This window comes from Enterobacter cloacae complex sp. 418I7, assembly GCF_050030705.1.
Taxonomy (GTDB): domain Bacteria; phylum Pseudomonadota; class Gammaproteobacteria; order Enterobacterales; family Enterobacteriaceae; genus Enterobacter; species Enterobacter intestinihominis.
Genome location: NZ_JBLGUU010000001.1, coordinates 2,555,363 through 2,569,081, shown reverse-complemented (window position 1 = coordinate 2,569,081; position 13,719 = coordinate 2,555,363). Strand labels below are relative to the sequence as shown.

Genomic DNA, 13,719 nt, shown 5'->3' with positions numbered 1-13,719 from the left:
GTGCATTTACGCCTATGAAGCCTTCTATCGTCGCTAAACTGGAAGCTCTGCACGAGCGCCATGAAGAAGTCCAGGCGCTGCTCGGCGATGCCGGGACCATTGCCGACCAGGAACGTTTTCGCGCGCTGTCGCGTGAATACGCGCAGTTAAGTGATGTTTCAAAATGCTTTACCGACTGGCGACAGGTCCAGGAAGATATCGAAACCGCGCAGATGATGCTCGACGATCCTGAAATGCGCGAGATGGCCCAGGAAGAGTTGCAGGACGCTAAAGCGCGGTCAGAAGAGATGGAGCAGCAGCTTCAGGTCCTTCTGCTGCCAAAAGATCCGGACGATGAGCGTAACGCTTTTGTGGAAGTCCGCGCCGGTACCGGCGGCGACGAAGCGGCGCTGTTCGCCGGAGATCTGTTCCGTATGTACAGCCGTTATGCGGAATCACGCCGCTGGCGCGTAGAGATCATGAGCGCCAACGAAGGCGAGCATGGCGGCTACAAAGAGGTTATCGCCAAAATCAGCGGCGACGGCGTTTATGGTCGGCTGAAGTTTGAATCCGGCGGTCACCGCGTGCAGCGCGTGCCTGCGACAGAATCTCAGGGACGCATTCACACCTCGGCCTGTACGGTGGCGGTCATGCCCGAGCTGCCGGAAGCGGAACTGCCGGATATCAACCCGGCGGATCTGCGCATCGACACCTTCCGCTCTTCAGGGGCGGGTGGTCAGCACGTTAACACCACCGACTCCGCTATCCGTATTACTCACCTGCCCACCGGGATTGTGGTTGAGTGTCAGGACGAGCGATCCCAGCACAAGAACAAAGCTAAGGCGTTATCCGTGCTGGGTGCCCGTATCCACGCGGCGGAAATGGCGAAACGCCAGCAGGCGGAAGCCTCTACCCGCCGTAACCTGCTGGGCAGCGGCGACCGTAGCGATCGTAACCGCACCTATAACTTCCCGCAGGGGCGCGTAACCGACCACCGCATCAACCTGACGCTCTACCGTCTGGATGAGGCAATGGAAGGCAAGCTCGATATGCTGATTGAGCCTATCGTGCAGGAATACCAGGCCGACCAGCTGGCGGCGCTGTCCGAGCAGGATTAATGGATTTTCAGCGCTGGTTACGTGAGGCGGCCCGTGAACTTTCAGAAAGTGAAAGCCCGAAGCGGGACGCCGAAATTCTGCTTGAGCATGTGACGGGTAAAGCCCGCACGTATCTGCTGGCTTTCGGCGAAACCGAACTGACAGCTGAACAGCTATCGCAGCTGGAGGCGCTGCTCGCCCGCCGTAAAACCGGCGAGCCGGTGGCGCATCTGGTTGGTGAGCGCGAGTTCTGGTCACTTCCGCTGTATGTCTCAGCGGCGACGCTGATCCCGCGCCCGGACACCGAGTGTCTGGTGGAGCAGGCGCTGGCGCGGTTACCGGCGCAGTCGTGTCAGATCCTCGATCTCGGTACCGGCACCGGTGCGATTGCGCTGGCGCTTGCCAGCGAGCGGCCGGACTGTACCGTGATGGCGGTAGACGTGATGCCTGATGCGGTCGCCCTCGCGCGGCGCAACGTTGAACGGCTGAGGCTGAACAATGTTTCCGTTCTGCGAAGCAGCTGGTTTGCCGCGCTTGAAAGCCGCATGTTCGAAATGATTGTCAGCAATCCGCCCTACATCGACGAAGACGATCCGCATCTCGCGCAGGGCGACGTGCGTTTTGAACCGTTGACCGCGCTGGTCGCTGCGAATCAGGGACTTGCGGATCTCGATCACATTGTGACAACGTCACGGCAACATTTGCTTCCCGGTGGCTGGCTGCTGGTGGAACATGGGTGGACGCAGGGAGAGGCGGTGCGAGCACTGTTTACGCGTGCCGGATACGCCGCCGTGGAAACCTGCCGGGATTACGGCGGCAATGAACGTCTGACGCTGGGGCAGTGGTCATGAGCCTGTTTACGCTGCTAATCTCCGTTCACCTGGTTTCCGTTGCCCTGACCATCGGCTTTTTCATTGTCCGCTACTGGTGGCGCTACAGCAATAATCCGCTGATTAACGCCCGCTGGGTACGTATCGCCCCACACGGTATCGACACAGTGCTGTTCCTTTCCGGAGCCGGGTTAATGTGGAAGACCGGCTATCTGCCATTTACTGATAAAGGCCTATGGCTGACTGAAAAGCTGTTTGGCGTTATCATCTACATCGTTTTGGGTTTTATCGCGCTTGGGCGTCATCGTCCGCGCAGCCAGCAGACAGGGTTTATCGCCTTTCTGCTGGGTCTGGTGGTGCTGTACATCATCATTAAACTCGCCACCACAAGAATACCGTTACTGGGGTAAGTCATGAGGTCCTTAGCCGATTTCGAATTTAACAAAGTGCCGCTATGCGATGGTATGATCCTGATTTCAGAGATGATCCGCGACGATTTCACATCACAGTACGTTTACGCTGAACTGGAAAATCTGGTCAGCCTGGCGCGCGAAGAGATCAATCAGGCACGTCCGCAAGACTGGCAATTAGAGAAGCTGATTGAGCTTTTCTACGGCGAATGGGGTTTCTGCGACACGCGAGGCGTGTATCGCCTGTCTGACGCACTGTGGCTGGACCAGGTGCTGAAAAATCGACAGGGTAGCGCCGTCGCGTTGGGCGCCATTTTACTGTGGGTTGCGCACCGACTGGATATTCCACTGGTGCCGGTCATTTTCCCCACGCAGATGATTTTGCGGGCGGAGTGGCTGGACGGTGAGATGTGGTTAATCAATCCGTTTAACGGCGACACGCTGGATGAGCATACGCTGGACGTCTGGCTGAAAGGCAACATCAGCCCGATAGCGGAGCTGTTCAATGAAGATCTCGATGAAGCCGATAACGCCGAAGTGATCCGCAAGCTGTTGGATACGCTGAAGTCTGCGCTGATGGAAGAGCGTCAGATGGAGCTGGCCCTGCGCGCAAGCGAAGTGCTGTTGCAGTTCAATCCGGAAGATCCGTACGAAATCCGCGACCGCGGCCTGATTTATGCGCAGCTCGACTGCGAACACGTGGCGCTGAATGATTTGAATTATTTCGTCGAGCAATGTCCGGAAGACCCGATCAGCGAAATGATTCGCGCGCAGATCAACGCGATCGCGCATAAACACATTACACTGCATTAATCTTAATTCCGATTCACACCTGAATAAGGCGATCCTATGAAACAAAAAGTGGTTAGCATTGGTGATATCAACGTGGCAAACGACCTGCCGTTCGTGCTGTTTGGCGGTATGAACGTTCTGGAATCCCGCGATCTCGCTATGCGCATCTGCGAACACTACGTGACCGTGACCCAAAAGCTGGGCATCCCGTACGTGTTTAAAGCCTCTTTTGACAAAGCCAACCGCTCCTCCATTCACTCCTACCGTGGCCCGGGCCTGGAAGAGGGGATGAAGATTTTCCAGGAGCTGAAACAGACGTTTGGCGTTAAAGTGATCACCGACGTGCACGAAGCGTCTCAGGCACAGCCCGTGGCTGATGTGGTAGACGTGATTCAGCTTCCGGCGTTCCTGGCGCGCCAGACTGACCTGGTAGAAGCGATGGCGAAAACCGGTGCCGTGATTAACGTGAAAAAACCGCAGTTCGTGAGCCCTGGCCAGATGGGTAATATCGTCGATAAGTTTATCGAAGGTGGTAACGACCAGGTGATCCTGTGCGACCGTGGTTCAAACTTCGGTTATGACAACCTGGTTGTGGATATGCTGGGCTTCAGCGTAATGAAGAACGTCTCTAACCAGTCTCCGGTGATTTTCGACGTGACCCACTCCCTGCAATGTCGCGACCCGTTTGGCGCCGCGTCTGGCGGGCGTCGTGCGCAGGTGACCGAACTGGCGCGCGCCGGTATGGCAACCGGCCTGGCGGGTCTGTTCATTGAAGCGCACCCGGATCCGGTTAACGCGAAATGCGACGGTCCATCCGCGCTGCCGCTGGATAAGCTGGAGCCATTCCTGAAACAGATTAAAGCGATTGACGATCTGGTGAAGAGCTTCGACGAGCTGGATACCAGCAACTAATAAAAAACCCGCTTCGGCGGGTTTTTCTTTGCCCGGCGGCGCTACGCTTGCGCGGGCCTACGGGTTTCGTAGGCCGGGTAAGCGCAGCGCCACCCGGCAAAAAAATTACGCAAATATCGTCATCAGATACGCAATAAACAGCGCCATATGCGCCGCGCCGTTCAGCACATTGGTGCGGCCGGTTGAGAAGGAAATCTGGCACAGTAGTAGCGACGCTACCATCACAATCATCTCTGGTGCACCCAGCGCAAACTGCAATTCATTCCCCGTCATAAAGGCAATAAGCGTTACCACCGGAACGGTAAGGGAGATGGTCGCCAGAACGGAGCCAAAGAACAGATTCATCGCACGCTGCACCTGATTATTGAGCACCGCTTTCAGCGCTCCCAGGCCTTCTGGCGACAGGATCAACAGGGCTACCAGGAAACCGGTAAAGGCGACCGGCGCGTTCAGTTCAGTTAACAGCGCCTCCAGCGGGTTCGCATTCATCTTGGTGACCGCAATTACCGCAATCAGATGCACGATCAGCCAAACCGTGTGCCACGCGCTGCTGTGGGCCGACGGCTTACCGTGATGCGGGTCATCATCGTCGCCGTCGTCTTCATGCTCGTAAACAAACAGGCTCTGGTGCGTTTTGGTCTGGATCAGCAAGAACACGCCGTACATTGCCGCGGAAATCAGCGCCACCAGCAGCGCCTGGCCGGTAGTGAAGTTTGCGCCCGGCAATGCCATCGGGAATACCAGCACGATAATCGCCAGCGGGAACAGGGCGATCAGATACTGTTTAATGCCAAAAAGGTTCATGTACTGGGTGGCAAATTTGCGGCCACCTAATAAAAGCGAAAAACCGACCAGGCCGCCGGTAACAATCATAATGATGGAGTAGAGCGTATCGCGCATTAACGTTGGTGCGGCGTCGCCGGTGGCCATTAATGCGGAAATTAGACTGACCTCAAGAATCACAACCGAAAGGCTTAAAATTAATGACCCATACGGCTCTCCAAGACGGTGGGCTAAAACATCCGCATGGCGTACCACGCTAAATGCACTGGTTAAAATACCCACCAGAGCCAGAATATTGATCCCCACAACCACTGGCAATGACTGACTGCTTCCCCAGAAGAGCAGCACAGCCAGTGCCAGAACCGGGAAAATGAGAGAGGTCTCCTTGTGGCGGGTCTTTACCGCCTCGTGTGTTGCTGTCATGTGTTTCTCCAACAGTGCAGGTGCTTGTAATTATAGATAGATTTTGAGGGTGTTAAATTAACAGAAAACGGTTAAATACCCTGTATTTTTTACTTAATTTTACCCTTTAATGGGAATTTTCTTCCTGAAGCTTATAATACCTTATTTACACAAAATAATAATTTAATAACAATGCCTTGCACTCTTAAATAGTTCATTTCTCGCTGTCGGCTGGCACCCTGGCGTATCGTCGTCCACACTTATCTTTTAACCAAAAGAGAGGTTAGCGATGCCATACAAATCGAAAAGCGAATTACCGGATAACGTGCAAAACGTACTGCCTGCCCACGCTCAGGATATCTACAAAGAAGCCTTTAACAGCGCCTGGGATCAGTACAAAGATAAAGAAGATCGCCGGGACGATGCCAGCCGTGAAGAGACGGCGCATAAAGTGGCCTGGGCCGCCGTAAAAAATGACTATGAGAAAGGGGATGATGACAAATGGCACAAAAAGAAATAGCTGCCGAATAATACACTGCCTCCATTTTGACATTTCAGGCGGTTGAACTGCCGCTGTATTGCATCTGGCCCGCGAATTGCTTATCGTTGCTCAACTGCTGTTAAAATGAACAGCACAGAATGCCGGGAAGGCGCATTAAAGATGTCGCAAGGAAGCATGCAGTGGCGGAGGTGGAATGTGTTAACGCGTGATTTCTTGATGAAGGCAGATTGTAAGACGGCATTTGGTGCTATTGAGGAATCGCTTCTGTGGTCGGCTGAACAACGTGCGGCGTCGCTTGCGGCAACGCTGGCCTGCCGCCCGGATGATGGCCCGGTCTGGATTTTTGGTTACGGCTCTCTGATGTGGAACCCGGCGCTCGAGTTTGTTGAATCGGCAACCGGAACGCTGCCTGGCTGGCACCGCGCCTTCTGTTTGCGCCTGACCGCCGGACGCGGCAGCGCCTGTCAGCCTGGACGTATGCTTGCACTAAAAGAGGGCGGGCGCACCACGGGCGTGGCATACCGGCTGCCGGATACCACGCTGGAAGATGAGCTCACGCTGCTGTGGAAGCGCGAGATGATCACCGGCTGCTATATGCCCAGCTGGTGCAAGCTGGAACTGGACGACGGCCGCACCGTCAACGCGCTGGTGTTCATTATGGATCCGCGCCACCCGCTGTATGAAGCCGACACCCGAACCCAGGTGATTGCCCCGCTGATTGCCGCCGCCAGTGGACCGCTGGGCACTAATGCCCAGTACCTTTTCTCGCTCGATCAGGAGCTGACGCGTCTCGGTATGCAGGACGACTGTCTGAGTGAGCTGGTGGTGAAGGTTAAAGCGCTGCTGGAAGGGAACCCGCTCAGCAATACGCTGCGCCCGGGTTTTGCCTGATAATACGCCCGGCTGGCCGGGCGTTTATGGTTATGCTGCCACGTAACTTACGGAATGTTCGAGCGACTGGCTGTGGCTGTCGATCAGCACATCCCAGGTGCCGGTGTAAGGCACCGTCAGCCAGGCCTTATCATCCTGGACGGTAAGGATATCTGCCTGCGATTGCTTTTGCCCTTTTGTACTCATCAGATGGATGCGGCAACGTTCTGAGCAACGCACCACTACCGTATCCCCGCCAAACAGTTTCAGACTCGTTTTAACTCGTGCCATTTTTTATACCCCGTCGTTTTTGCCCATCCCGAGCGTGATGTTGTTCACAATTTACTCATTGCATAACACCAAAGGGGAAGGTGGGTGATGCTGATTTCGATCAAAAAATGGCGCAACGATTAAACAAAAATGACAAAATTTCTGAAACCTTTCAGCCGACGCGCGTTTTCCCTGCTTAACGCGCGTCCGGGAAAAATTATATGCGGAAATGGCCAGCGGTCTCAGCAAGGTCGCCCGCCTGGCTTTGCAGCGCGCTGGCCGCAGCAGCAGACTGTACAACGAGTTCAGCGTTCTGCTGCACCATGCGATCCAGGTGAGTCACCGCGTGGTTAATTTCATGGATGCCTTTCATCTGCTCGCGGGTGGCAATAGATATTTCACGCATAATGCCAGACACGCTCCCGACGCTGGCGCGGATCTCATCCATGCTGTCGCCCGCAAGGTGCACAAATCGGGAGCCGGTTGCAACGCTTTCGGTAGTGGAGTCAATAAGGGATTTAATCTCTTTCGCCGCCTGAGCGCTGCGGCTGGCCAGATTACGCACTTCCCCCGCAACGACCGCGAACCCACGGCCCTGCTCACCGGCACGAGCCGCTTCGACGGAGGCGTTAAGCGCCAGAATGTTGGTCTGGAAGGCGATGCCGTCAATCACGCTGGTGATATCGCCAATCTTTGCAGAAGCCACTTCGATGGACTGCATGGTGCTGATTGCCTGCGAGACAACTTCGCCGCCGCGCGCTGCGGCCGCAGAGGCCTTACTGGCCTGGTCGTTGGCTTCTTCGGCCGATTCATTCGACTGGGTAACGGAGGCGGTTATCTCTTCCACGGCGCTGGCGGTCTCACGCAGGCTGGACGCGGCCTGCTCGGTTCGTCCGGAGAGATCCTGATTGCCTGCCGCAATCTCCTGCGCGGCGTTTTTCACTGAGGCGCTGGCGTCGCGAAGCTGGACCATCACCACCGAGAGTTTATTGCTGAAGGCGTTAAACGCCTGCGCAATTTGCGCCACTTCGTCATCGCCGCTATCCGGCAGACGCTGGGATAGATCGTTGGTGCCGTTGGCAATGCTGTGCATCGCGTCGCGAATGTCGGACAGGCGCTTAAGCAGGCGGGCTATCAGGAGGTAGACAATGGCGCCGCTCAGAAGCGCCAGAATCACCAGCGAGATTGCCGACGCTTTCAGCAAGGAACGCATGCCGGAGGTAGCGTCGCTGCTGTCGAGGGCGACGACCAGCAGCCAGTTCGTGCCCGGCACGGCTGAGGCGATAAAGGTTTTTTCCTCATCATTCAGCGTCCCGTCGACCGGATTACCGCTCTTCAGCGCCGCAAGGTCGATGCCTTTGATCGTCCCGGTAAACGGCTTCAGCGTCAGGGTCGACTCGTTGGCGGCAATAACCGTGCCGTCGCTGTTCAGGAGCAACCCGCTGCTGGCAGGCGTTGGGTGGATCCCGCGCACGTTCGCCACCACGCTATCCATGGCGACATCGCCCGCTACCACTGCTTTCAGAGTACCATTCTCCTTCACCGGTACGGCAAACGTCACCACCAGCTTCCCGGTCCCGGCATCAACGTAGGGCGCCGTCACAACCGGGCCGTCCGTGCTCACCACCTGCTGATACCAGGGACGAATGGTTGGGTCATAATCCGCCGGGACCCCCGCAGGATCGGAGAATTTCGCCGTCTTGCTGGCGTAGCCTGCGTAGACGTTGGTGAAGCCGCCCGCCTGGGCTAATTGCTTAAACACCGGAACCGGATCGTCAGCCAGCGCGATGCTCTGCGCGGAGGCAATCACCGTCATTTTGCTTTTGACCCAGTCGGCAATCGCCATATTGTGGCTGGCGCTGGTGCTGGTCAGTATATCGCGCTGCGACTGCTGATTATCCTGGCGCGTGACCTGAAAGTTGATAATGGTATTAAGAAGAAGGGCGACGACCATACAGCCTGTCGTCGCCGCAATAATGCGGGCGCGAATGGATCTGAACATAAGTGTAATACCTGCTGTGTTGTTTCCATGCCTATCGGCAATGGCGCAGGTAAACTTGATGCTGAAACCGCGTCCATAAGAAAATAATATTTTTAGCGATGTATTATTAAAAAGTTAATACTTTATCAGCGGTAAGAGTCCATTCAGCCAGTTCAACCAGCGTGCCAATTTCCACGCCATCAATCAGGGGCAGCCCGGTAATGCCGCGACCGTCGGTACAGGTTTTGCACAGCTTGACCGGAACGTTTTGCGCGGTCAGGATCTCCAGCATGTGTTGTATGTTGTAGCCCTCAGCGGGGTTCTGCCCCTTCAGCGCGGCCGTGACGGCATCGGACATCAAAAAGAGGCGCAGCTCCAGCTCACTCTCCTTATCGCGCAGCGCGATTGCCAGGCGCAGACTGTTAAAAAGGGATTCACTGCCGTAGGCCGCACCGTTGGCGACGATCACAATCTTCTGCATGTTGACTCCTGTTCTTTGAAAAGGCACGAATATTGCTTCTCATACCGAAGAATATGTATCGGAGAGAGAAACGATGACGATAGTGGCTGGCAGTTCGCCTGGCGCGACCGAATGGTTCCAGCGTGCAAGAATGCTGCGGGAGGAACAGCTCGGCAGATTAGCGCAGCTGGGCGCACTGGTGAACGGCATCAGTCGACTGGTGCATATGCTACAGTGCGAACGCGGTGCGTCAAATGTCTGGCTCTGCTCGCAGGGTAAATTGTACGGGCCTGAATGCAAGGCCAGCAGGGCTTTGGTGGATGAAAACCTTGCGGCATTGCACCTCCTGTTTAGCGAACCGCTGCCGGGCAGCGCCCTCTGCGAACGTATCGCCAGTGCACTGCACGGCCTTGAAACGCTGATGGTGCTGCGTGATGGCGTTACAGGTCAACGCGTCACCGCGCCGCAGGCGATGGAACACTACAGCCGCATACTGCGGCATCTGCTCAATATCGTACCTCAACTCAGCGACAGCATTGACGATCCGCACATCGCGGGCCGATTTGTGGCCCTTTACAGCCTGATGCAGGGCAAAGAACTTGTGGGACAAGAGCGGGCGTTAGGGGCTATTGGTTTCACCCAGGGATTCTTTGACGATGAAACTCGCCAGCGGCTGGTGGATCGCATTGATGGCCAGCAGGCCTGCTTTGAGGTTTTTATCTCCCATTGCACTCCAGACGTGCAGGAGACGTTTACCCTCAACTGTCAGCCGGGTCTGGAGACTGAAAAACTCAGGCGTGAAGCGTGCACCCGCCAGCCTCCGGCAGATAATGGCGATACCGCTCTCAAATGGTTTGCCCTGCAAACCGCGCGTCTTGAACATCTGCGCACGCTGGAGGAGGTGGCCATTGCCGATCTGATGACGGCAGTTGAGGAGCGTCGCTATAGCGAAAACCTGCACATAGACGATGAGTACGACGATATCCTGGCGCGATTTCCGGATAGACCACTGCTGCCGCTGGTGCGCCAGCAGGCGCGTGAAATTGAGCAACTCTCCCGTCAGCTTGCTTCCCTGCGCGACACGCTGGAGGAGCGCAAGACCATCGACAAGGCCAAAAGCGTGCTAATGACGCATCAGAACATGAGCGAGGAGCAGGCGTGGACAGCCCTGCGCAAAATGGCGATGGATAAAAACCAACGCATGGTGGATATCGCCCGTGCGCTCCTTACGGTGAAAAATCTGTGGAAGATACCCCCTGGGGAGTAGTTGCACAGTCAGTGGGCATTTAATGCCTGATTGAGGTGCGTAAAACAGCGCTCTCCTTGCAGAAACCCCGTAACGCCGGGGTTAAAAAGCTGGCATCACCTTTGCATTAACAGATTAACTATTTTTGACGATGCGCCAACGGCGGTGCATACGTCTTCGGGATAAAGGCGTCCAGCGGTGCTTCAGCACCGTCGGGCGCTTTTTTTTTCCTTTTTTCAGGAGCAATTATGGCGGATTTGTCGAGACGGCGGTTATTGCAGGCCAGCATGCTGGCGAGTGGTGCGATGCTGTTGCCGGGTGTCATGCAGGCCGCATGGGCGGCGGGGTCAGATAAGCCGGAGCAGGATACCGTGCGTATCGGGTTTATCCCCCTGACCGATTGCGCGCCAGTGGTTATCGCGGCCCTGAAAGGGTTCGATAAAAAACACGGCATTACCATTGTACCTACCAAGGAGGCGAGCTGGGCGGCGGTGCGCGACAAGCTGGTGGCGGGGGAGCTGGACGCCGCACACATTCTTTACGGCCTGCTGTACGGACTGGAGCTGGGTATCGCGGGCAAGCCGCAGCAGATGGCGAACCTGATGACTCTCAACCAGAACGGTCAGGCCATTACGCTCTCCAGCGATCTGGCGGAGAAGGGCGTTCGTGATCTCGACGGGCTGAAAAAGCTGATTACACAGCAAGCACCGGGAACCTACACCTTCGCGCATACCTTCCCTACGGGGACACACGCTATGTGGCTCTACTACTGGCTGGCCAGTGCGGGCATTAACCCGTTTGACGACGTGCGCACTGTGGTGGTCCCGCCGCCACAGATGGTGATGAACATGCGCATCGGCAACATGGTCGGGTTCTGCGTCGGCGAGCCGTGGAACGCTCGGGCGATTAACGACCGCATCGGGTTTACCGCCGCCACGTCACAGTCCATCTGGGCCGATCACCCGGAAAAGATCCTCGGCACCCGACGCGACTGGGTGGTGAAAAATCCGCACACCGCACGGGCGCTGGTGAGCGCCGTGATGGAGGCCGCGCGCTGGATCGAGGCGTCAGCGGAAAACAAACGTGAAACCGCGCAGATCCTCTCGCGCCGCGCATGGCTCAACTGCAAGGAACAGTACCTCACCGGACGCATGCTCGGCGAATACGACAACGGGCTCGGTCAGCGCTGGCAGGATGCGCACCCGATCCGTTTCTTCAATGAGGGTGCCGTGAGCTACCCGTATCTCTCCGACGGCATGTGGTTCTTAACCCAGTTCCGTCGCTGGGGCTTGCTCAACGCCGCGCCGGATTATGCGGGCATCGCACAGCGCATTAACCAGACCGCGGTCTGGCAGGATGCCGCGACCGCCGTGGGCGGCATGTCCACACCGTCATCACCGTATCGCAGCAGTACCCTGATGGACGGCACCGTCTGGAACGGCACCGATCCGGAAGGGTATGCCAACCGCTTCGCCATTCACCGTAAAGGGGCCTGAGTATGCAGCATCTGCAAAATACGCAACCACAAGAGAAGTCAGAGAGCGGGGAAGTGATTGTCCTGCCTCCGCTACAGGTTCGCCGTCGTGAGCCAGCGTTTACGCGTCGGATGAATGAGTTTTTACAGCGCGTCATCCCGGCGCTGCTCGGTCTCGGTCTGCTGGTGGTGCTCTGGCAGCTGGCGGCGATAAACAGTAAAGGTTTCCCGACGCCGCTCAGCACGCTCGATTCGGCCATGACCCTGTTTGCCGATCCGTTTTATCGCGACGGGCCAAATGATATGGGCATTGGCTGGAACGTGCTGGCGTCGTTGCAGCGCGTCGCCATCGGCTTCGGTCTGGCGGCGCTGGCGGGCATTCCGCTGGGCTTTTTGATTGGGCGCTTCACCTTTTTCTCCCGCATGTTCAACCCGCTGATCGCGCTCCTGCGTCCGGTCAGCCCGCTGGCCTGGCTGCCTATCGGCCTGCTGCTGTTCCAGAAAGCGGAGCCCGCGTCGAGCTGGACCATTTTTATCTGCTCCATCTGGCCGATGGTCATTAACACCGCCGAAGGGGTGCGCCGTATTCCGCAGGACTACCTCAACGTGGCCCGGGTGCTGCAACTCTCAGAGTGGACCATCATGCGCCGCATTCTTTTCCCCGCCGTGCTGCCTGCGGTGTTGACCGGGGTACGTCTCTCCATTGGCATTGCCTGGCTGGTGATTGTCGCCGCCGAGATGCTCACCGGAGGTTTAGGCATTGGCTTCTGGATCTGGAATGAGTGGAACAACCTCAACGTTGAAAACATTCTCATCGCCATCGTCATCATTGGCGTGGTCGGGTTGCTGCTGGAGCAGGGGCTGATGCTGATCGCCCGTCGCTTTAGCTGGCAGGAAAAATAAGGAGTGAAGATGAAACCTTTAATTCAGGTCCAGGCCGTGAGCCAGCGTTTTTCCACCGCCAGCGGCGAGTTTCTGGCGCTGCAAAACGTCTCTTTTGATATCCACGAGGGCGAAACCGTCAGTCTGATTGGTCACTCCGGCTGCGGCAAGTCGACGCTGTTAAACCTGATCGCCGGGATCACGCTGCCGACGGAAGGCGGGCTGATTTGCGACAACCGCGAAATCGCCGGGCCGGGGCCTGAGCGTGCGGTAGTGTTCCAGAACCATTCGCTGCTGCCGTGGTTAACCTGCTTCGACAACGTGGCGCTGGCGGTGGATCAGGTCTTCCGTCGCACCATGAGTAAGGCCGAGCGCAAAGAGTGGATTGAGCACAATCTCGACCGGGTGCAGATGGGCCACGCGCTGAATAAGCGCCCCGGGGAGATCTCCGGCGGTATGAAGCAGCGCGTCGGTATTGCCCGGGCGCTGGCAATGAAGCCGAAAGTGCTGCTGATGGATGAGCCGTTTGGCGCGCTCGATGCGCTGACGCGTGCCCATCTTCAGGACTCGGTGATGCAGATCCAGCAGGCGCTGAACACCACCATCGTGCTCATCACTCACGACGTGGACGAGGCGGTACTGCTCTCTGACCGCGTAATGATGATGACCAACGGCCCGGCGGCCACCGTGGGTGAGATCCTGCGCGTCGATCTGCCGCGCCCGCGCAACCGGGTGCAGCTGGCGGACGATAGCCGCTATCACCATATGCGCCAGCAGATCCTCCATTTCCTCTACGAAAAACAGCCGAAAGCGGCGTAATGAGGGGGCA

Annotated in this window: 15 protein-coding genes; 11 read left to right on the top strand and 4 right to left on the bottom strand. The window is 56.9% G+C overall.

Annotated features, from left to right (window positions below; genetic code table 11):
• The first annotated feature begins 14 nt into the window (after positions 1-14).
• From prfA to kdsA, 5 genes are read left to right on the top strand one after another with little or no spacing between them, the layout of a single operon-like run.
• Positions 15-1,097 (top strand): peptide chain release factor 1, encoded by a 1,083-nt coding sequence (prfA, locus tag ACQG0S_RS12345; RefSeq protein ID WP_003856667.1) that lies wholly within the window; start codon positions 15-17, stop codon positions 1,095-1,097.
• Positions 1,097-1,927, top strand: coding sequence for a peptide chain release factor N(5)-glutamine methyltransferase (prmC, locus tag ACQG0S_RS12340; protein ID WP_045308280.1), 831 nt, complete (start codon positions 1,097-1,099; stop codon positions 1,925-1,927). The genes prfA and prmC overlap by 1 nt, the downstream gene beginning before the upstream one ends.
• Complete coding sequence (gene sirB2, locus ACQG0S_RS12335; RefSeq protein WP_022648377.1) at positions 1,924-2,316, top strand: invasion regulator SirB2; 393 nt, start codon at positions 1,924-1,926, stop codon at positions 2,314-2,316. The genes prmC and sirB2 overlap by 4 nt, the downstream gene beginning before the upstream one ends.
• 3 nt (positions 2,317-2,319) lie before the next feature.
• Positions 2,320-3,129 (top strand): invasion regulator SirB1, encoded by an 810-nt coding sequence (sirB1, locus tag ACQG0S_RS12330; protein WP_022648376.1) that lies wholly within the window; start codon positions 2,320-2,322, stop codon positions 3,127-3,129.
• Positions 3,130-3,165: 36 nt separating this feature from the next.
• Positions 3,166-4,020: a 3-deoxy-8-phosphooctulonate synthase gene (kdsA, locus tag ACQG0S_RS12325; RefSeq protein ID WP_022648375.1), complete on the top strand. Its 855-nt coding sequence runs from the start codon at positions 3,166-3,168 to the stop codon at positions 4,018-4,020.
• 105 nt (positions 4,021-4,125) lie between these two features.
• Here the strand turns inward: kdsA and chaA are convergent, their stop codons facing one another.
• Entirely contained in the window at positions 4,126-5,226 is a 1,101-nt protein-coding gene (chaA, locus tag ACQG0S_RS12320; RefSeq protein ID WP_003856672.1) for a sodium-potassium/proton antiporter ChaA, read from the bottom strand.
• 268 nt (positions 5,227-5,494) lie between these two features.
• Here chaA and chaB point away from each other — a divergent pair, with 268 nt between their 5' ends.
• Both chaB and ACQG0S_RS12310 read left to right on the top strand, forming a co-directional pair.
• Positions 5,495-5,725: a putative cation transport regulator ChaB gene (gene chaB, locus ACQG0S_RS12315; RefSeq protein WP_003856674.1), complete on the top strand. Its 231-nt coding sequence runs from the start codon at positions 5,495-5,497 to the stop codon at positions 5,723-5,725.
• A 177-nt stretch (positions 5,726-5,902) separates the two neighbouring features.
• Positions 5,903-6,598, top strand: a complete 696-nt coding sequence (locus ACQG0S_RS12310; protein ID WP_017384255.1) for a gamma-glutamylcyclotransferase — start codon at positions 5,903-5,905, stop codon at positions 6,596-6,598.
• Positions 6,599-6,628: 30 nt separating this feature from the next.
• On the opposite strand, the gene ACQG0S_RS12305 is transcribed toward ACQG0S_RS12310, so the two are convergent.
• The 3 genes from ACQG0S_RS12305 to ACQG0S_RS12295 form a co-directional block, all read right to left on the bottom strand.
• The gene (locus ACQG0S_RS12305) at positions 6,629-6,868 is read right to left on the bottom strand and encodes a hypothetical protein (protein ID WP_015570352.1); all 240 of its coding nucleotides are present in this window, start codon (positions 6,866-6,868) and stop codon (positions 6,629-6,631) included.
• A 196-nt stretch (positions 6,869-7,064) separates the two neighbouring features.
• Complete coding sequence (locus ACQG0S_RS12300; protein WP_426750393.1) at positions 7,065-8,849, bottom strand: methyl-accepting chemotaxis protein; 1,785 nt, start codon at positions 8,847-8,849, stop codon at positions 7,065-7,067.
• A gap of 106 nt (positions 8,850-8,955) precedes the next feature.
• Entirely contained in the window at positions 8,956-9,309 is a 354-nt protein-coding gene (locus tag ACQG0S_RS12295) for a DsrE/DsrF/TusD sulfur relay family protein (RefSeq protein WP_022648372.1), read from the bottom strand.
• A 73-nt stretch (positions 9,310-9,382) separates the two neighbouring features.
• Here ACQG0S_RS12295 and nasR point away from each other — a divergent pair, with 73 nt between their 5' ends.
• The 4 genes from nasR to ACQG0S_RS12275 all read left to right on the top strand — a co-directional run bounded on the left by nasR (position 9,383) and on the right by ACQG0S_RS12275 (position 13,709).
• A complete protein-coding gene (gene nasR, locus ACQG0S_RS12290; RefSeq protein ID WP_048966652.1) occupies positions 9,383-10,555 on the top strand; it encodes a nitrate regulatory protein NasR in 1,173 nt (390 codons plus the stop codon).
• Positions 10,556-10,782: 227 nt separating this feature from the next.
• Positions 10,783-12,030, top strand: a complete 1,248-nt coding sequence (locus tag ACQG0S_RS12285; protein ID WP_022648370.1) for a CmpA/NrtA family ABC transporter substrate-binding protein — start codon at positions 10,783-10,785, stop codon at positions 12,028-12,030.
• 2 nt (positions 12,031-12,032) lie between these two features.
• On the top strand, positions 12,033-12,911 hold the full coding sequence (gene ntrB / locus ACQG0S_RS12280) for a nitrate ABC transporter permease (protein WP_048966651.1): 879 nt from the start codon (positions 12,033-12,035) through the stop codon (positions 12,909-12,911).
• 9 nt (positions 12,912-12,920) lie between these two features.
• Positions 12,921-13,709 carry an ABC transporter ATP-binding protein gene (locus ACQG0S_RS12275; protein WP_023300285.1) on the top strand — a complete coding sequence of 263 codons (789 nt, stop codon included), beginning with the start codon at positions 12,921-12,923 and terminating at the stop codon, positions 13,707-13,709.
• Positions 13,710-13,719 lie beyond the last annotated feature (10 nt).